Raw genomic sequence first — 20,468 nt, forward strand, 5'->3', positions numbered from 1 at the left:
ACTTAAGCCTGCTCCGCACTGTTTAGCATTGCGTGAAGCAACACATTACAACCCGCCTCAAGATGATCCGGCTCCGCCGATTCTGCTTCATTGTGCGACAGCCCTCCTTCACAGGGCACAAAGATCATAGAGACAGGGGCGACTCGGGAAACATATACGGAATCGTGCCCAGCACCTGAAACCATCTTGCGATTGCTATATCCCAAGGTCTGCACAGCACTGCTAACCGAATCAATGCAATGCTTATCAAAGGCGACGGGAGGTGAGTACCACTCTTCACGAATATCGACTCTGGTACCTGTCTCTTCCTGTACTCTTTCAGCCGCCTTATACAAGGCTTTATGCAGATGGTTTAACCCTTCAGGTAACGGGTGACGGAGGTCCAGTGCCAGCACAACCTCTTCAGGAACTGTATTTCGGCTGCCCGGCGCCGCCCTTAAATCCCCACAGGTCATACGCGCATCTTCTGAATACTCCCGGACTTCACGATACATGCGCTCGCACAGAATGGACATTGCCTGGACCGGATCACGGCGGTCCTCCATCGGAGTTGGACCCGCATGGCAAGGCGTTCCGTAAAAAGTTACGTCATACCAGCGAATACCCTGTACACCAGTGACAACACCAATTACCTGATCCTGTTTTTCGAGGATCGGGCCCTGCTCGATATGCGCTTCAAATGAAGCTTTAATAGCCCTCGGCTGAGCTGGCTCAGTACCGAGATAGCCGATCCGCTCCAACTCTTCACCGATGGTGATGCCCGATTTATCCGCGCGGCTGTGCCCATACTCCAAGCTAAATTCGCCAGCCCAAACCCCGGAGCCCACCATTGCAGGAGAGAAGCGCGCACCCTCTTCATTAGTCCATACAACCACCTCTAATGGGGCCTTGGTCCTGATACCTTGATCCTCTAGAGTGCGCAGAACTTCCAGGCCGGCAAGTACGCCATATACACCGTCAAATTTGCCACCCGTGGGCTGGGTATCCAAATGAGAACCAGTCACTACCGCAGGCAAGCTGTTATCTGCTCCCGGTCGTCGGGCAAAAATGTTGCCCATCTGGTCCACTCTGACCTCACAGCCTATATCTCGGCACCAGCGCACGAAAAGGTCGCGCCCTTCACGGTCTTCATCTGTCAGGGCTTGTCGATTGCACCCGCCCGCTGGGGTCGCGCCTATCTCAGCAATTTCCATCAGGCTATCCCAAAGGCGAGAGCCATTGACACGTAGGTTTTGCGCTGGGTTTTCCATTCAAAGAGCTCCGGGCTTTATAATGGGTCCAATATAAATCACTTTGCCGTAATTTTTGTTTTGATCCACACCGGCTAAAGAGAGCATTATTTTGTAACTGGTCAAAACACACTCAGGAAGCAGCTGACTATGACAATAACTTATAGCTCTTACCTAAAAGTAGACGAGCTTTTGCAGTGCCAAAAACCCCTTTCCGATGGTCCCGAGCACGACGAACTACTTTTCATTACTATTCATCAAAGCTACGAGCTCTGGTTCAAGCAAATGTTGCATGAACTGGATTTCCTGGTGCGACTATTCAACGCAGGTGAACGCAATCGCGCATTGCATACACTTAAACGTGTCGACACGATTTATCGTACTTTGATTCAACAGGTCGATATCCTGGAAACCCTAACCCCACTGGAGTTTATGTCTTTCCGCGATCGACTATCCACGGCTAGTGGTTTTCAGTCGTACCAGTTTCGCGAGTTGGAATTTCTTTACGGAGCCAAGGACCCGAAAAAACTGGAAAACTATACCCCTGGCTCAGAGCACTACCAGCGCTTGATGAAGCGCCTTGAGGCGCCGACCCTTTGGGATGCTTTCCTAAACTTTTTGGTTCACGAAGGGCATAAGGTACCCGCTAATGAGCTTGAAAGGGATTTTAGCCAAGTTGCGGAACCTTCTTCAGCCGTCCAGAAAATACTGATCGATATCTATCGCAATGATCCACTGGTAAGTGAAATCTGTGAGGCTTTGGTGGACATCGATACTTCGTTACAACAGTGGCGTTACAGACATGTAAAAATGGTCGAGCGAACAATTGGCAGGAAAATGGGGACTGGTGGATCGAGCGGAGTAGGTTATTTACAGGGAACCCTGTTTAGACCGGTTTTCCCCGACCTCTGGGCAATTCGTTCAGAATTCTGATATCGGATTTCATTTGAGGGGGTACTTAAGTACCACCCCAATTTGTGACCAGTTCAAAACCATAATTCACAAATGAAAAAAGCCAGCAATATGCTGGCTTTTTAAGCGCGGGTAACTCACCGGGAACTTAGTCCTCGTAAGGTACCAGGGAGACCTGAATACCCAGGCTCACTTCCTTCGCGGCATCCGCAATCTGTACGTAAGTATCCGCACTAGACTTGTTGTGTGCACGCACAATCACCATTGCCTGCGGGTTCTCCGCATACATCTGGGCGATACGGGCCCGTACAGCACGGCTGTCAATACGGCTGCCATCCGCCATGGTGATTTCATCATTTGCGCTAACCATCAACAGAATATTCTGCTTGGTAGGATCTGGCTCAGCATTGCTGGTCTCATTCGGATCAGGCACATTCACATCCAGCGCCTTCTCTTTAACAAATGAAGCAGTCACGATAAAGAAGATCAACATGATAAACACAACGTCCAACATGGGCGTCAGGTCGATATCTGCCTTTTCTTCTTCTACGGCCTTTCCGCGTCGTCTACTCATAAAACACCGTGCAATTTTCAAATATCAGGGGTGCCGGATTGACCGGTCTAATCTGGTGGGCAAGATTGCCGCGATTTCGCAAGCATTGCAAGTGCGAGCGATAACAGAGATAAATAAACTTTAAAAATCAATAAGTTACAGAATCGAGCCGACAGAAAAGATCAAATTTTAAGCAAAAATTCCGACTAACGTCCTGCTAGATAGCTGTGATAGTCAGGCACCTCATGCTCGAAGGATTGGTCCATCAATGGTGACTGTACCACCATATCTGCACTGCTCTGGTTGCAAGCCACTGGGATATTCCACGCTGCAGCAATACGCAGTAGTGCCTTGACGTCTGGGTCATGGGGCATGGGCTCAAAGGGGTCCCAGAAGAATATCAGTAAGTCCACCTGCCCCTCGCTAATCCTCGCTCCGAGCTGTTGATCACCTCCCAGAGGGCCACTTAAGAGCTTTTCGACACTTAAACCCGTCGCATCTTCAATTTTTCCACCAGTAGTCCCCGTAGCCAATAACTGGTGTCGTTTGAGCAGATTGTGATGTCTGAGACACCACTGAATCATGGCATCTTTACGGTTGTCATGGGCTACCAGAGCCACTCGCTTTGTCGCCGGCAGTGCTTTAGCAATAAATTCCATTTGAACCTCAATATCAAGAGTCTCTTCTATAGTATCTCAAATAAGCACCGACAGATTTGATTTTCCCGTAGGTTTAGTCCCTGTTATCGCAACCCAACTCCTTTATAGAGACTTCCAAAATTACTACAAAACGATTCATTAGATTCGAAGAAGTAATGTGGATTAATTCAAAGACCTCTTTATTCATTGTTATCTAGAGTAAGATCCCCCTGAACACAGCCCCCCTCGCTATAATGCAACAGCAAGAAACCGGACCTTTATAAGGAGTAAGTATGAGCGTAGGAGCCTGGGAGCCACAGGTAAGTGGCCCACAAAATGAAACCAGTGAAGAATTCAACCGGGAGCAGTTGCTCAGACTTATCGAAATTGCAGAGTCAGATAAACCTTTTACAGAATCAGTAGGAGCGTTTGAAAAAGTACCCTCTACACTTATTCGCCTTCCCTTCCAACACTGGATCGAAGAGAGCGAACATTGGAACAGTGCCCAGCTATGGCAACTGATCCGCTTCTTTACCTTGGCAGAAATGAATCTGCCAGGCTGGGACGCCGGCGCTGAGTCTGCAGTAATTCCCCTCGCCAAAGTACTCAAGCAACGCTCGACGCCATTAACAAAAGAACAACTGTTATGGATTCGCCAGAATTCCAACAATCGTTATTTGCCCTACGGGCCACTATAAAGCTACGCGATTGACTCCATATCACCCCAGTGACAGAGATATTCTGTTACTGGGTCAGTCCTGTCCCCCTCTCCCATTGCAAAACTCATAAGGTTGCCTTCGGTAAGAGCAGCCACTCCAAAGCAGAAGCATTGCCCATAAAAATATCATTAAGATTGTTGATCAACGCACGGATAATCAGGACTGCATTCAAATAGCTTCTGGTATTACTTGCCTCTGAACAACTGCCCTCTACTCCTTTTATGGCTAGCAGGGATGTCACGTGATAGCAAAACAAATGACTGGAGACCAAGCGCTCGCTTTCTCGGTAATTAAAAAGACCTCAACTGAAGAGCACAAACTAATACAGTTCCGTCCCATTAAATACATGGTTATAACTAGATTTATCACTGGTTTGCTTTCCGCTATGTAAAAGTAAACCTCGCAGCAATAATGTCAAATCCCGGCAGCCAAGACCCCAAATACCCCAACCGGTTGGAACTTATATACTGGGCAGTAGATCCCGTACATGAGTGTAAGTTCGCTCCCAGTTTTTAATTCCTTACTAAATGCCAGGGTACGGCAGTAGGATTCAAACTGTCTCTGACATCTTGACACTTGCAACTTTCCGCAATTTGAATATCACACTTCAATACGCAAGGTTACACAACCAGCTATGGAGGTTGCCCGCTAATTGGCGCAGGCAAAAGCTCGCAGTTAAGTTTTGTTAATCCGGCTCTCTGTTAATTGATGAACAGAAACTATCTGCCACCATCAAAATCCAACTATAAAAGCCAAAACAACTAAACCAACAAGTTCATAAAGCTTACAAAATTACTCAACTATTTAACGCCACCGATACTGACCTGATACAAGGAATATTGAAGTTAAAGAATCACCAGTAATGAGTGCTTTCAAGTTCCCAAAAAGATCAAAAACACAGTTCAAACGGCCCCCAATTGAAAAATATGTAAAAAAAAGCCATTTTTTTTACATTAAATAGAAAAAAACCATCTAAAGGACTTGCAATTAGGTATACAAATAAGCTGCAATTAGCGCCGCTAGCTTGGGGGGACTCACTATCAATTGTTTTCTGCCGAAAACATGCATCTTGGACGGTGCCTAATTCCGTTAAAGATGGCTGAGAATAATTGATAGGAATGCCCCCACTTACTAAAACAATTCATTTTGCAGGGATATTTAAATGGCTACTAAAAAAGCTGCTCAAGTCGCTACCAGCGACGTCGCAAAAATGGAAGCGGAGCTACGCTCCCTTACCGCTAAACTGGAAACTGCCCGCCTTAAGCAGGAAAAAGACCTGACTGTCAAAGCCGAGAAATTGGCAAACAGTGCCAAGAAAGCTGCTGCTAAAGCAAAAACTACTCAAGATAAAGTAGCGACTGTTAGAGCTAAGAAAAAGACTGCTGCTCAACAGCAACAGCTGAAAAAAGCACGTGAAGCCGCCGCTGCAGCTAAAACTGCTGCAACTGAAGCCAAAACTGCCGCAACTGAAGCCAAAGATGCACTGGCTGAAATCAAAGCCGCCAACAAGCTGGCTTCTCAGGTAGCTAAGATCGTCGCTAAAGAAGAAGCTGCTGTAGCTAAGAAACTGGCTGCTGCTGAAAAGAAAAAAGCCGCTGCCGAAGCAAAGAAAACTGCTGCTGCCGCTAAAAAAGCCGCTGCTGCTGACAAGAAGAAAGCCACCGCAGCTAAGAAAAAGCCCGGCCGCCCAGCTAAAACTGAAGAAGCCAAGAAGAAGCCTGGTCGTCCCGCTAAGGCCGAAGAAGCTAAGAAAAAGCCTGGCCGTCCCAAAAAAGACGCCACTGAAGCCAAAAAGAAGCCCGGTCGCCCAGCTAAAACTGAAGCCGCTAAGAAAAAGCCCGGCCGCCCCAAGAAAGCAGAGACCGCAACCGCCGCAGCAACTGATGCTGCTCCTGTAAAACGCGGTCGTGGCCGCCCACCTAAGGCAGAATCCGCACAAAAGAAGCCCGGTCGCCCAGCAAAAGCGGAAGCCGCTAAGAAAAAGCCAGGGCGCCCCAAAAAAGCAGAAGCCACAGCCGCAGCAGCAACTGAAGCTGCTCCTGTAAAGCGCGGTCGCGGTCGTCCGCCCAAGGCTAAGTAAGCCAGCGCTTAAGTAAAACTGATTTATTCAGTTAGTTTAAACCCTGGCCTCGCCAGGGTTTAAACAGAACTTACTGCATCCGCAAGCCCTTCACCTGATGGTCCTCCCCCAACTCAATAACACAATCTGCCCAACCCGGCATATCCTCTAGTAAGCTCCGCGTCACTCTTTCGTAGTGTTGTACAAACTGAACAATTTGTTGATCTGTCATCCCCATTCCGGAGCGAATCCTGAGTTTATGTTCCTGTAACTTACGCCACTCAACGATACATTCCATACTCGGCGCTTTGAGCATCACCCATACATCGATAAGCGAAAAAAGATCTCGATAAGAACCTTCCAACTGTTGATTAATATAATTTCGCCATTCGCCAGTACTATCTTCCCTGCACTCCAGTTCATTGAGCGGTCCTTCATGCCCTTCTGAAGGCTTGGCCCCTAGGCACCATCCTTCGAAGATAACAACATCAACCTGCCCCTTGAATACGGGCCACAAGTGCTCAGGGATCCGATCATCACGTCCTTTATCAAACCTAGGTAATGCTATAGCGGAATCAGTATTGGCTGCACACAGGGCCTTGAGCATGCTAATTCCCAAGCCGATATCATGGGTTCCCGGCACACCACGAGTTTCGAGTAAAGGGTGTACCTGTGTAGCCAGCTTGCGGCGCTGTTCCAGCGTTAAATAGATATCATCCAGAGACAAAACACAGCAGCGATAGCCCATCGCCTGGTAAATACATTGCCACACATCCGCCAGGGTCGACTTGCCGGTACCCTGCCCCCCGCTAACCCCAATTAATAATGGATTGCTGCGCTTATGGCGAGTCAGTACCCAAACTCCGAGGGGAAGAAAAAGTTGTTCGAGTACCTGGAGGAAATCGCATGGTAATTGGTGCTCACGCAACAACTCCTTAAAAGGCCCCGATAAACTCTCCTTAAGCTGTCCACTACGCTCTAAAACTTCATTCGGCCATTTAGCCTTATTCATAAATTCCCTGCTATAAAAACGGGGGCCTAAGCCCCCGAATTTTGTGATCACTAAGTATGATTACAGTACTTATATAGCCGTCACTAACTCGTTACCGACTCAATAACCCCCTCTGGATTACCCCTCTTCTTGGAGCGGCCCGGTAGTACTAACATAATGGGTGTAACCAATAACGTCAGCAAAGTGGAAAAGGTAAGCCCGTAAACAATTGCACTGGCTAGCTTCACCCAAAAAGAGGCTATCACTCCATCGACAACAATATTGCGTCCGACCATATCCACACTGACGCCTAGCGCCAGGGGCAACAACCCGAGGATAGTTGTTGCCGTTGTCAAAAAGACCGGTCTCAGCCTCTGTGTCGATGCCTTTACTGCTGCTTCCGTTGGTGTCAGGCTCGGCTCATTCTTACGCACGAAATTATAGGTATCTATCAGTACAATATTATTGTTCACCACGATTCCAGCCAGCGCCACAATCCCCACTCCAGTCATAATCACACTGAAGGTGCTTTGTGTTATTAGCAGACCAAACATCACCCCCAAAGTGGACATAATCACAGATGAAAGTACTAATAAAGACTGATAGAAGCTGTTGAACTGTGTTACTAACAGGATAAACATTAAAAACAGAGCCAGGAGGAAGGCTATGCCGAGGAATTGAAAAGACTCATTCTGCTCCTCGTCCGCCCCACGGAATAGCAGCTCAACCCGGTTATCCACCGGATTACTCTGCAACCACTTCCTTATTTCCTTCACTTTGTCATCCGGCAGAATCCCCTCTTGCGCATCAGCCTTAATTTGCATGCGAGTAATTCCGTCGATTCGCTCAATCTTATCGACCTTGGGCATGGCTTCCGTATGTACGAAGCTGCTAATCGGAACGGTACCCTGCACGGTATTAACTTTTAGCTGATCGAGCGCGGCTATGCCTCTGGCACTTCTGGGGTACCTGATACGTATATCTACTTCTTCATCCGTATCATCGGGTCGATATTCTGCAACCCGGACGCCATTGGTAACCAACTGCACCGCCCTGCCAACTTCAGTTAGATCGGCACCATATAGGGCAGCCTTGGCTCGATCGACTTTCACTTCCCACTCGATGCCAGGTAGTGGCGCGGTGTTTACAATATCTCGCAACCCGCCAATTTCCTCCATTGCACGGTGTAGTCGCCAGGTTTCCAGCAGTAGCTGCTCATAGTTCTGACTGCGCAACTCCAGAACAATATCCTTGCCTACCGGCGGTCCTCCCTCCATTACATTTGCGGTTACTTTAATTCCGGCAAAATCTGAGGTGCGGGAACGGATATCGGCAAAAATGTCGCGGCTCCGCCGCTCGCGTTCCTCTGCGGGATAAAGCTCCACTAACATATTGGCGATTTGATCTGGGGAACGATCAGAATTTCCAGAAATTCCGCCAGAACCAATAGTAGTGTGAGCTATTCGGACCTCAGGCACACTAAGCACGGCTCTTTCCACTTGCACCACCAGGGCTTTTTTCTCCTCCATGGACAAATTGCCCTGGGCCCTAATTTCTACATTGCCGTATTGCTCTTCTGTATCCGTGAAAAATTCAACACCCGCACCAAAATTGACAAAGCCAATAAAGATGGCAACCAGAATGGCAATAGTGGTTAAGAACCCACCCAATGGGCGCTGTAGAACCTTCTCAAGAATACGCGCATACCAGCCGGTAATTCCAGGCAGGGCTCGAGGTAAGCCATCCTCTAACTGACTCAGGTAGTTACGAGTAGAGGCATCCATTGCGCTTTTGCCAAACAGTGAACCCAGCACAGGAGCAAAAAACAGGGCGTACAAGAGTGACCCCGCCAATACTGCAAATACTGTAACGGGCAGGTAACGCATGAAGTCTCCCACCACTCCAGGCCACAGCATAATAGGCAAAAATGCTGCAAGGGTAGTCGCCGTTGAGGCAACTACCGGCCAGAACATCCGACTGACTGATGCAATATAGGACTCCCTTGCTGACAAGCCTTCAGCCATTTTCCGATCGGCAAACTCGGTGATCACAATGGAGCCATCAATTAACATACCGAGGGCCAGCAACATTCCGAACATCACCATAAAGTTAAACGAATAACCCAGATACCAGGTGATGATGGAACCAAACAGCAAAGAGAAGGGCACTCCCAGCCCCACCAGAATTCCCGAGCGAAAGCCGAGCGCGGCAACGACAATAATCATTACCAATAGCATCGCGGTCAGGATGTTTCCCTGCATCTCACTGACCATATCCCGTGCAAAATCAGATTGGTCAAAAACAAACTCAACCGTAATTCCCTGCGGCAAAACACCAAATTCAGCCTGAACCACTTCCCGGACTCGATCCGCAACATCGACAGAGCTGGCATCGTTGCGCTTTTCAACATTAATAGCGAGCCCCGGACGGCCATTGATACTGGTGTAGCTCACGGCATCCTTGAAGGTTCTGCGAATATCTGTAACAGCACCCAAGGTCACAACTCCATCGCGTGACTTCTTGAGCGGAATTTCATAAACATCCTGAGCGGTCTCAATCAACCCTGGGACTTTCACTGAAAAACGGCCCCGATTGGTTTCCAGCTCCCCTGCAGGAATTAACAGATTGTTCCCCAATACCGCGTTGATTAACTCCGCACTGGTGATTTGATAGTGCTCCAGTCGCACCGGATCAATCACTGCCTCAACGACCTCCTCCCTATTACCATGGAGATCTGCACCTAGCACCTCAGGGATACTCTCTATCTTCCGCTTAAGCAATTCAGCCGAGCGCAGTAAAACCCGTTCATTCACTTGCTCGCCGGATAGGGTAACGACGATGGTGGGGAAAGGTTGAGCGGATACTTCCTCCACGGTAGGCTCGTCGGCATCCCGGGGCAGCTCAGCCCTGGCCCGCTCTACAGCATTGCGAATATCATCGACGGCATCATCTACACCAATGGCAGAGTCAAATTCAATCACGATATATGCAAGGGATTCCCGGGCGACAGCAATCACCTCGACAACCCCTTCCACCGCACGAATTTCCTTCTCCAGAGGGCGGACCAACAGGCGTACACCATCCTCTGGGGAAATTCCCTCATGAGTGACCTGTACAATTACAAATGGGGGGTTCACCTCAGGGCTTGATTCAATTGTCATCGCTGCGCGAGCAACTATGCCAATTAAAACAATCAGCAGCATCAGACATATTGTGCTGCGATTTCTTTGAATAGCGCTTTCCAACAGCTTCATCGCGAATCCCCCTCGGGAATCACTGAAGTTTCGGATACCGGAGTCACCTCTGCGGAATCTGCGGAATCTACTGCGGGAGCTTTCTTCGCTTCGTTCTCCCGGGAAAACTCCACCCCAGTTTTCAGTATTTCCGCACGAACCAAATCTCCCGTAGTGACATATTCTTGTCCCACAGTAATCAGAGTGACTGTGTCGGGCAGCCCAGAAACCCAGACGCCGCCATCACCATCCCCAACCAGTGAAACATTGATAAATTGCACTTGGTTTTTATCATTGAGAGTCCGTACCCCCAATTCACCGCTATCATCCAGCGTGAGTAGAGAAGCATTAATATGGTGGGCCGTAATTTCACCGGTCGGGAGGACCAGCTGACCACTCAAGCCTCCGGGAAGTTGATTACCTGGATTATCTACTGCTACCTCCACTCGGTAAGCCCGAGTAATTTCCTGCGCCTGTTGACTGATATAACGGAGGTATCCGTCTACTAGCAGCCCTCTTTGTAATTGGGCTCTGGCCGGCCCGCCCTCAACAAGGCTCCCCACTTGATCCTCTGAAACTTCGCCAACAATTAAGATGGGATCCAAGTCAAGAATGGTCGCGCATTCCTCTCCCCGGCGAATAAAATCTCCCAGCTCCACCGCTCGGCTATTCACTACTCCAGCAAATGGTGCACGAATTTTCAGTTTCTCTACCGTCACTTTGGCACGTGTGTACTCCGCCTTACTTCGGGCAAGCTCAACTTGCTGCTGGGCCATTGTTGTATCCGACTGCAATCCTTTTTTCTTAAGTTTCTCAGCACCGGCAAAGTCTATTTCTGCTTTGCGTTTTGCCGCTTCAGCTAATGCCAGTTGCTCGATACGATCTTCAGCCTCGATTTCGCAAATGACATCCCCTTGTCTAACTGTCTGCCCTTCCGAAACTGGAAGTGCAGCAATAATGCCATCCAGTTCAGCGCGCAAACGTACATGCCGGTTAGCCTCAGTGCGTCCATTCACTAGTATCTGAGTGGCGTATGGGCTGGACTCAATGATTTGGGCTTGAATTCGCAATTCAGGCTCTGGCTTCTTGGCAGTTACCTCTTTAGGTTCTGACTGCTCATCCTCTGCATCGGAGAATAACTGCCCACTCAGCAGCCATAAAATAGCGATCACCGAAACAATAATTGCCATCCGGTAATTGCGCCTTGACCAGATTGATACCAATACATTCATAACTTACTAAACCTGTTGGGCAATGATGCGCCATCGTAAAAGGGGTCTTAAATCCAATCGAAGGGATCTGCGATAACAACTGAAGCGAAGCGATTTTTACACAATCACAGCGACATATAAAAAGCTCCGCTGTGTCCCACTCGAATTCTGTCAATAAATACGTGGTTAATGTCGGGCAAATGAAATATCCGAGTGATCTACAAATTTAGACTGAAATCAGCAGATAGTCCCCCCTTAAGAAAGGTGTACACATGTGCCAATAAAAATAAGTACAAAGAGGAGGGAGAGCAGTCAGGAGCGAGGAAATAATTCTCTCGCCCTTGGTTTGAACGGGATATCTCTACGACAGCATAGATTCCAGAAATCCAAGCATGTCGGATTCATCATCAACCAGCTCACCAGAACCAAACTCCGCATTCCAGTCGAGCAGAATTTGAGCCAAAGCTTTAGCCTGTTCCGCTAAGGCAATTAACTCTTCCCGGCTATTTTTTGGTCCCGTATAAAGTTTCAGCTTTCTATGGCTATTCGCCAACTGATGCCCCGGATACTTGGACCTATAGACCTCCAGTTTCCAACGCAATGAATGCACCATATTGCGATAGAAAACCAGTTTTGCTGGCAACTGTAAAAGTGATAAGTCTTCCAGGTCACCAAACAGCGTACAATCAACGCCCAGAACCTGAGTATCCTGGCTATTATTCGCGGCAAATACATCGGCACTGCGGGGCTCCGCCAATAGCATCGACAAATCACCAAATAACTCACCTGGACGTATTACCGCCAAAGGACGTTCATTTCCCGGAGCCTCCTCAGCTGCGGGACTGTTCACCTTCACATGTAACTCACCGCGTAACAAGAAGTAGACCCATTGATCCACATCCCCTGCACGCAGCAGCTGTTCACCCGACTGAAGGCTGACCAACCGGGAGCGCTTTAGCAATACATCGTATTGCCACTCACTCGAGGCACGAATATCCCGAAATAGATGGATGACATTGAGAAGACGATCCACAGCATCCCGTGGATACTCGCTAAGAGGTTTAATTTCCATGCACAATTCAAATTTAGTGAAAACTATTCCATTTTCCTGAAAAGAGTGGCCTAAGCCACTCTGCAAAGTGCCATTCTAAACGATATCGACCTAGCACACCTGTTTCTAAGTGTGACAATCGTTTCCTTACCAACCCTTTATCTTGGGCGAATGAGGACAGTCTGACCTTATCAGGCTTGAACTCCGTTCCAGTTACAGTAGAGTTAGATGTAGTGAGTAGTACATTGTACTCTCACAAGCTTTGGGCGCGCACTTTTTAATCTGACTTGTGTGCATTGGGGTTGGGGCCCCTGAATTCTTACTTAGCGGAACATTTTACTCCTGCTACTGAGACACCGTAGAACAATGAAATCGATAAAAATTGTCCTCTCTTTTTGGGTGTTTACATTTGCTCTCACTGCGAAAGCTGCACCACTTTTAAACGGTCTTGCACTAGAAAAACAATTTAATAAAGACATTTATATCGCTGCAATATACTCGGAAAATCTAACCCGGGATTCCAGCACACTACTCGATAACAATATTCCTCGGCGCTTGGAGGTTCGTGTTATCACCAAAAGTCTGCCGGCACGGCGACTCCGCAATCAATGGATGGAAGCCATTGCGATTAACAACCGTGGAGATACGCTCAGCAGTCAGGCAGAAAACATGGTGACCTTTGCCAATCTGTTTAAGGGGCGCTTTGCTCACGGTGATCAATTGAGTATCGAGTTCGCCGCCGATACCGGCTCGACAACAATCTCCCTTAACAGTATTCGACTTGGAGAGATTGCTGACCCCGACTTCTTCAATACCTTGCTACGAGCCTGGATTGGTTCTGTCCCTCCCTCTACTGACTTTAAAGATGGGCTGCTTTCCGCCGGCCAAGTGTCAGGTAGCCTGGTAACTACATTCGAGTCCCTGGCCCCAACAAGCGAGAGAATTGCCGAATTACAACTCAAGCAAATAAGCCAGGAAGAGGCCATTGCCGCCGAAGGGGCGCCAACCGAAGCCACTAAGCCTAAACCAGCTATTGAAATCGCTGATCTTCCGCCTCCAACTCTGGCCCTAGCCGCAACCGCTCCCGCAGCAACGGTTGTAACTGAGGCCGATAGTATTCAAGGGGACAGTGAACAGGGACCACAACCGGAAGGGGCCCTTCCAGCACAAGCTGAGGATGAGATTGAGCTGATTACAGTCCCCCCCGAGGATGGCCCGGTGCTGGCTGCAGATGTCGAAGATATGATGGAAGAGGAGGCTCCCCTAACGGCTGATATGATTCTGGCACGTCAGATCTACCACTCCAGCTTACTGCGCCACACCTTCCGCTACATTCGCTACCCTAAACGGGCCCAAGAGCGGGGCCAAGAAGGTAGTGTTCGCTTAAATGTGACGATCGGCTCCCAGGGACAGTTGATAGACATCCAGCCGATCCAGGAGTCCCGTTTCTCCAGTCTCAACCGAGAAGCCCAAGCTGCCGTTCGCCGAGCGGAGCCTTACCCTGGTGTACCTATGCAGTTAGGTGCTGATAGCTACAGTTTTTCAATTCCTATCACATTCCGCTTACCAGACTAATAAGACACCTAAACTCCAAGCTCTGCTCAACAGGGCTTGGAGAGTTCAACTCACTTCAACACCCCCTATCCCCCGCTAGGCGCAGCCCCCTTGCCCAGGCTCCCCCCTGCTTTTAGTATGCTCTACGGACATTCAGCCAAAAGAGCAAAGATGAAAAAATTACTATTACCACTCGCTATCGCTGGTACCCTGATCGGAGTCCAGGCTCCCCTCTTCGCAGTCGCTCATGACCACACTAACAGTAAAGCTACCATTGATCAGGTAAAGCTCTCCTCAGGTATTGACCTAAATGCCATGGATACCAGTGTACGGCCTCAAGACGACTTCTTTGCTTATGTAAACGGCACTTGGCTGAAGAATACTGAAATCCCTGCGGACAAGTCCCGCTGGGGTGGTTTCTCTATTCTGAGAGATCAAAGTACCGAGCAAGTCAAAGCTCTGATTATGGAAGCCAGCCAAGGAGCTAAGAGCGCCGATGCCAAGCAAATCGGAGATCTCTACAACAGCTTTATGGATAAAAAGCTGATCGAGAAAAAAGGGCTCTCCGCTATTTCCGGCGAACTCGCCAAAGTTGATGCAATTAAGAGCCGCAAGGGTCTTACCGATTTCTTCGCCTATGCGGACACCGTCGGCTACGATGTACCATTTGGTGGCAGCATCTGGCAGGACCTGAAACAAGTAGAAAACTACATGACCTTCCTGTGGCAGGCAGGCCTAGGACTCCCTGATCGCGACTACTACTTCGAAGACACTGAGAAGAGTAAAAAGCTCCGCGAAGCCTATATAACCTACCTCACTGACCTGCAAGACCTCGCGGGACTTAAAGAGGCTGACGACTTTGCCAACAAAATCTTCAAACTCGAGAAAAGTTTGGCAAAACACCATCGCAGCCGCGTTGATAACCGGGACCCGGAAAAGTATTACAACAAGAAAACTGTTGCTGAACTTAAAGAGCTAATGCCCGTTGTAGATTGGGACAGCTACCTGGCCAAAGCCCAATTGAAAAAAGCAGATAATTTTATTGTCGGCCAGCCTGAGTACCTGGAAGCGGCCAATAAGATTATTGCCAATACTGAACTGGCAACCTGGAAGCGCTATCTGAAGGTCAAAGTACTCAATGCAGCGGCGCCCTACATGCATGACGAAATCGCACAATTGCGCTTTGACTTCTATGGCACCACCGTTCACGGTATCGAGCAGATGGAGCCCCGTTGGAAGCGCGGAGTGGAATTCGTTAATGGTTCTGTTGGCGAGCTGGTCGGTAAGCGTTACGTAGAAAAGCACTTCCCACCGGAAGCCAAAGAGCGAATGATTGTACTTGTGGACAATCTGAAAGCCGCTTACCGGGAATCCATTGAGTCCCTCGAGTGGATGGGCGAAGACACCAAAAAGCAGGCTCTGTTTAAGCTAAGCAATTTTTCCACAAAAATCGGCTACCCAGACAAGTGGCGTGACTATAGTAACTTGACGGTTAAATCCGATGACCTGATTGGCAACGTTCTGGCAGCCAACTTGTTTGAGTCCTCTTACGATCGCAATAAGCTGGGTAAGCCAATTGATCGTGATGAGTGGGGCATGAGCCCACAGACGGTGAATGCTTACTACAACCCAGCCATGAATGAAATCGTATTCCCTGCAGCGATTCTGCAACCACCATTCTTTAATATGAATGCGGATGATGCAGTCAACTACGGTGGTATCGGCGGTGTAATCGGCCACGAGATTGGACACGGGTTCGATGATAAAGGCAGTAAATTTGATGGGCGCGGCTATCTCAACAACTGGTGGACCGACTCCGATCGTGACAATTTTGAACAGCTGACCAGCAAGCTCGTATCCCAGTACAACACCTACGAGCCGCTTGAGGGTGAGCACATCAACGGCGAGCTGACCCTGGGCGAGAATATCGGCGATTTGTCAGGCCTGGGAATTGCCTATAAAGCTTATAAAATGTCTCTAGATGGAGAAGAGGCACCTGTTATTGACGGCTTTACTGGCGATCAGAGGGTCTTTATGGGCTGGGCTCAGGTGTGGCGCAGCAAGATGCGCGATAAAGCCCTCAGTGGACGTTTGAAGGTAGATAGCCACTCTCCCGCTGAGTATCGTGTGAAAGGCGTACTGCCAAATATCGATGCCTTCTACGAAGCATTCGATATTAAGGAAGGCGACGGTATGTACCTGCCTGAAGAGGAACGGGTAACTGTCTGGTAAACCGGTACCCTCACCTGGCCGCCCACGCGGCCAGGTTTCCCCCCAACCAATTCTACCTCTCTCCCAACAACCCCTAATCTATCGTACCAATGTACCCACTATCACAGGGGATACCTCCCGTCGGCAGTATGACTTACCATTAGCCCACTTAAATAAGAAGAGAGTTGCCAATGGCTAACCAGTCTCAGTTTCATCTTCTCACTAGCCGCCGCTTTTTGCCGTTCTTCTGCACCCAGTTCCTGGGCGCCTTCAATGACAATGTTTATAAAAATGCCCTAATTGTCATGATCGCCTTTCGCCTGGTGGAAAGCGAAGCGAATGCACTAATTAACCTGGCTGCTGGTTTGTTTATTCTTCCCTTTTTCTTATTTTCTGCTTCCGCCGGTCAGATCGCAGACAAATACGACAAGGGGAGGTTGATACGCTGGATTAAGCTAGGAGAGATCGGAATCGGTGCTCTGGGTGTTTTCGCCCTTTTTAGCGGAAGCAACGCACTCTGTTTAACTGTGCTCTTTCTCCTGGGCATACAGTCCGCCTTTTTTGGCCCTGTGAAGTACGCGATTATCCCTCAGCACTTGAAGCGTTCCGAACTGATAGGGGGCAATGCTCTGGTGGAAATGGGGACATTTGTGGCCATTTTGACGGGAACGATTGTCGGTAGCCTACTCGCAGGCCTCACAGGCCATGGGCAACAAGGGGTCCTCTACTTAGGCCTGGTAATTATGGGTGCAGCTACCCTGGGATATCTGGCCAGCCGCTCAATTCCTGCGGCGCCAGCCCCCACACCCAATCTCAAAATAAACCCTAACCCAATTACTCAAACCCATAAAATACTCCGTGCCAGCGCGAATACTCCCTCAATTTTCTACTCCATTATTGGAATATCTTGGTTTTGGTTAATGGGAGCGGCATATCTGACACAAATTCCCAGTTTTACCAAGAATGTCCTAGGTGGCAGTGAATCAGTGGTTACATTGCTACTATGCAGTTTTACCATTGGTATTGCCATTGGGTCCTTGATCTGCGAGCGCCTCTCCAGTGGATTTATTGAACTTGGCCTGGTGCCTGTTGGCGCGACTGGACTGACCATAAGTGGTATCGCCCTGGGTATTGTCGGGGGAAACTTTGCAGAACTCCATGAAGCCAGCTTTACTGCATTTCTAAGTACCGATGGTGCATACTCTCTTCTCAGTTGCTTGGTACTGCTGGGGATGTTTGGGGGGCTTTACATCGTTCCTCTGTACACCATGATCCAGGACCGATCCGACCCGGCAATTCGTGCACAAATCATCTCCGTAAACAATATTTTGAACGCCCTCTTCATGGTGGTTTCGGCTCTACTTGGAATTCTGTTCCTCAATATGCTAGACGCGACCATACCGCAGTTCTTTCTTGTAATTGCCCTTATGAATGCGGCGGTCGCCATTTTTGTGTTCGCCAAGGTGCCAGAATTTGCTATGCGCTTTTTGATCTGGGCCTTATCCCACACCATGTACCGGGTAAAGCACCAAGGGCTTGAACAGATACCCACAGAGGGACCAGCCCTAATCGCTTGTAATCATGTGAGTTATGTCGACGCACTATTACTCGCCGGCGCTGTTCGCCGCCCTATCCGCTTTATTATGTACAAGCCCATTTATGAAATTCCAATTTTGCACTTCGTCTTCAAAACAGGCAGGGCAATTCCAATTTGCTCCAAGCAGAAAGACCCTGAAGGGTATGAACAGGCTTTTCAAGCCATTGAGGACGGGCTAAAAGATGGAGATCTTCTCTGCATATTCCCCGAAGGTCAGTTAACTAAAGACGGAGAACTACAGCCATTTAAAGCCGGCATAGAAAAAATTCTGGAGAGAACCCCCGTCCCTGTAATTCCTATGGCCCTCCAAGGTCTCTGGGGTAGCTTTTTCAGCCACAAAGACGGTCATGCCTTCACTACATTGCCTAAGCGTTTTTGGTCGCGGGTGAGCGTCGTTGCCGGCAGGCCTGTCGAAGCAGCCGGTGCCAAGGCAGAGGCTCTATACCGCCAGGTGCTGGGCTTGCGCGGAGAGAAGCGTTAGCCTCCCCTTTTTCTTAACCAACAAGGATATGTGCCTACTTCACTGGTAGGCACATAAATTCTTCTCCTGCCCCACGACACCAGCCCCCTCCTTAAATCATTCCGATCACCTATTCTGATAGCGGGAATATAAATACATAGCTGCTAAGGGCGGCACAGGGACGAAGGCTTAACCATGTCTCAAAGCAACCAGTTCAAGCTCCTCGCCAGTCGCCGCTTTACGCCACTGTTTCTCTCACTGTTAGGCAGTGTTTTTAATGACAGCCTGTTTAAAAACTCCCTGCTAGTCATACTGGCATTTCATTTGGCCAAAGCAGAAGCCAATACACTGATTAACCTTGCCAGTAGCCTCTATGTCATACCGTATTTTCTATTTTCACTCGCCGCTGGACAATTGGCTGACAAGTATGAAAAGGGTCGAGTCATAAGAATTATTAAAGCCGCCGAAATACTAATCAGTATCCTCGGGGCCATTGCACTACTCACTGATGACCGAGTTTTAAGTTTTATCGTATTAATACTTTTTGCCACCCACACAGCTTTCTTTAGCCCTGTCCGATATGCCATCTTGCCTCAGCACCTAAAGCAATCAGAATTACTTGGAGGAAATGGTTTAGCCCAGGTTGCATCCTTTTTCGGATTACTGGTTGGAACAATTGTCGGCACCCTCCTAGCCGGTGATGTGGGCCAGGGAAAACCAGGGCTTTTATATCTAAGCTTGGTGATGGTCACTGTCGCCGTACTAGGCTATCTCGCAAGTAGGGCAATCCCCCCCGCTCCATCCTCCGCCCCCAATTTAAAAATAGATTGGAACCCTATCAGCCAAACGCTGAAAATTATGCGGGAAGTAATCAAAACACCCACTGTTTTTTACGCAATTATTGCAAACTCCTGGTTCTGGTTATTTAGCACCGCATACCTAACCCAGGTTCCCAGTTTTGTCAGAAATGTGCTTGGCGCCAGTGAACCAATAATCACGATACTACTCTGCTGCCTAACTGTTGGCGTTGCTACAGGCTCACTAATGTGTGAAAGCTTATCTCGCGGTCGTATTGAACTGGGCTTGGTGGCAGCCGGCGGGCTGGGAATGACGGTGGCGGGACTTTGGTTGGGCATCCTATCGGGAAACTATCAGATGCTCTCCAACGCATCCCTTAGCCAATTCCTACAGAGTGATGGTGGACTGACCATTTTATTTATCACGACTTTCATTGGCGTTGCCGGCGGTATTTTTATCGTACCGCTATACACCATTATTCAGGAAAGGACAGCAGAGCAAATTCGCGCGCAGGTTATCTCTGTAAATAATGTCCTTAATGCCGTATTTGTAGTCATTATATCTTTTTCTATTATTGGGCTACTCGGGCCTGTGGGAATGACAATTCCCCAGGTATTTACCCTGCTGGCCGTACTAAATTTCGCTCTTTTAGTACTCCTGCTTTTTCGAATGCCGGAAATGTTATTTGACACCCTTTCTTGGCTTACCTATATCCTGCCCAGGCGCACGAAATACGAGGGGACTGAGCAAATCCCTAGCGAAGGTTCAGCACTTTTAGTTGCCCGCTACTCTAACCTGCTAACCCCATTTATTGTTAGCGGGGCAACGCAACGCAAGGTTCGCTTTATCCCCAGCGACGCCATTACTAACAGCCCTAGGCTTCACGCACTTTTACGCAAAAGTGACTATTTCCCCAAAAACTACTATGAAATCGAAGCTTCAGAGCTCAAGAGAAAGCACAATGCGATTCATGAGGCAGAGGCAAACAGGGATCTTCTTTGCATCCTGATTGAGGAAAACAGCAGGAAAGAAATTACGGAGCTTGTCACGCTGCTCAAGGAGAGTTTTCAAGGCGCATCATTGCCATTTATCCCTCTATCGATCCAAGGTTCGTTTAGCTATAAACGAAACCTAAAGACAATAGTACGGGTTGGCAGCCCAATACCGCTTGCAGAAATTTCTCCAGAACTGCTATCCGATAACCTGAAGGGTGCCGAATAAAGAGAGGCAGAATAGGGTACCCACAGAGTTG

14 protein-coding genes are annotated in these 20,468 nt (G+C 48.7%); 7 read left to right on the plus strand and 7 right to left on the minus strand.

All coding sequences use genetic code 11. The annotated features are described in order from the left end of the window. Positions 1-2 precede the first annotated feature (2 nt). Entirely contained in the window at positions 3-1,250 is a 1,248-nt protein-coding gene (locus ACJJIS_RS18635) for a Zn-dependent hydrolase (RefSeq protein WP_444895215.1), read from the minus strand. Between the two features lie 129 nt (positions 1,251-1,379). Here ACJJIS_RS18635 and ACJJIS_RS18640 point away from each other — a divergent pair, with 129 nt between their 5' ends. Then, positions 1,380-2,162, plus strand: a complete 783-nt coding sequence (locus ACJJIS_RS18640) for a tryptophan 2,3-dioxygenase (protein ID WP_413664361.1) — start codon at positions 1,380-1,382, stop codon at positions 2,160-2,162. Positions 2,163-2,289: 127 nt separating this feature from the next. On the opposite strand, the gene ACJJIS_RS18645 is transcribed toward ACJJIS_RS18640, so the two are convergent. Further along, positions 2,290-2,715: an ExbD/TolR family protein gene (locus ACJJIS_RS18645; protein ID WP_413664360.1), complete on the minus strand. Its 426-nt coding sequence runs from the start codon at positions 2,713-2,715 to the stop codon at positions 2,290-2,292. 185 nt (positions 2,716-2,900) lie between these two features. Then, the gene (locus ACJJIS_RS18650; RefSeq protein ID WP_413664359.1) at positions 2,901-3,353 is read right to left on the minus strand and encodes a methylglyoxal synthase; all 453 of its coding nucleotides are present in this window, start codon (positions 3,351-3,353) and stop codon (positions 2,901-2,903) included. Between the two features lie 272 nt (positions 3,354-3,625). Between ACJJIS_RS18650 and ACJJIS_RS18655 the strand changes: the two genes are divergently transcribed. Further along, a complete protein-coding gene (locus tag ACJJIS_RS18655; protein ID WP_282934304.1) occupies positions 3,626-4,030 on the plus strand; it encodes a hypothetical protein in 405 nt (134 codons plus the stop codon). A 1,183-nt stretch (positions 4,031-5,213) separates the two neighbouring features. Continuing rightward, complete coding sequence (locus ACJJIS_RS18660; protein WP_444895216.1) at positions 5,214-6,131, plus strand: hypothetical protein; 918 nt, start codon at positions 5,214-5,216, stop codon at positions 6,129-6,131. Between the two features lie 70 nt (positions 6,132-6,201). Here ACJJIS_RS18660 and ACJJIS_RS18665 read toward each other — a convergent pair whose 3' ends face one another. The 4 genes from ACJJIS_RS18665 to ACJJIS_RS18680 all read right to left on the minus strand — a co-directional run bounded on the left by ACJJIS_RS18665 (position 6,202) and on the right by ACJJIS_RS18680 (position 12,617). Continuing rightward, positions 6,202-7,122: a phosphoribulokinase gene (locus ACJJIS_RS18665; RefSeq protein WP_444895217.1), complete on the minus strand. Its 921-nt coding sequence runs from the start codon at positions 7,120-7,122 to the stop codon at positions 6,202-6,204. 83 nt (positions 7,123-7,205) lie between these two features. Then, positions 7,206-10,355 carry an efflux RND transporter permease subunit gene (locus ACJJIS_RS18670; protein WP_444895218.1) on the minus strand — a complete coding sequence of 1,050 codons (3,150 nt, stop codon included), beginning with the start codon at positions 10,353-10,355 and terminating at the stop codon, positions 7,206-7,208. Continuing rightward, entirely contained in the window at positions 10,352-11,566 is a 1,215-nt protein-coding gene (locus ACJJIS_RS18675) for an efflux RND transporter periplasmic adaptor subunit (protein ID WP_475708791.1), read from the minus strand. Before ACJJIS_RS18675 ends, ACJJIS_RS18670 begins: the two co-directional genes overlap by 4 nt. Positions 11,567-11,906: 340 nt before the next feature. Further along, positions 11,907-12,617, minus strand: a complete 711-nt coding sequence (locus ACJJIS_RS18680; protein ID WP_413664353.1) for a Crp/Fnr family transcriptional regulator — start codon at positions 12,615-12,617, stop codon at positions 11,907-11,909. Between the two features lie 345 nt (positions 12,618-12,962). On the opposite strand from ACJJIS_RS18680, the gene ACJJIS_RS18685 reads away from it, so the two are divergent. The 4 genes from ACJJIS_RS18685 (at position 12,963) to ACJJIS_RS18700 (ending at position 20,437) form a co-directional block, all read left to right on the plus strand. Further along, entirely contained in the window at positions 12,963-14,171 is a 1,209-nt protein-coding gene (locus ACJJIS_RS18685; RefSeq protein WP_475708792.1) for a TonB family protein, read from the plus strand. A gap of 150 nt (positions 14,172-14,321) precedes the next feature. Then, positions 14,322-16,382 (plus strand): M13 family metallopeptidase, encoded by a 2,061-nt coding sequence (locus ACJJIS_RS18690; RefSeq protein ID WP_475708793.1) that lies wholly within the window; start codon positions 14,322-14,324, stop codon positions 16,380-16,382. A gap of 170 nt (positions 16,383-16,552) precedes the next feature. Continuing rightward, positions 16,553-18,439, plus strand: a complete 1,887-nt coding sequence (locus ACJJIS_RS18695) for an MFS transporter (RefSeq protein WP_475708794.1) — start codon at positions 16,553-16,555, stop codon at positions 18,437-18,439. A gap of 174 nt (positions 18,440-18,613) precedes the next feature. Next, a complete protein-coding gene (locus tag ACJJIS_RS18700) occupies positions 18,614-20,437 on the plus strand; it encodes an MFS transporter (protein WP_444906433.1) in 1,824 nt (607 codons plus the stop codon). Positions 20,438-20,468 lie beyond the last annotated feature (31 nt).

The organism is Microbulbifer maximicatervae (SeqCode) (genome assembly GCF_056231245.1).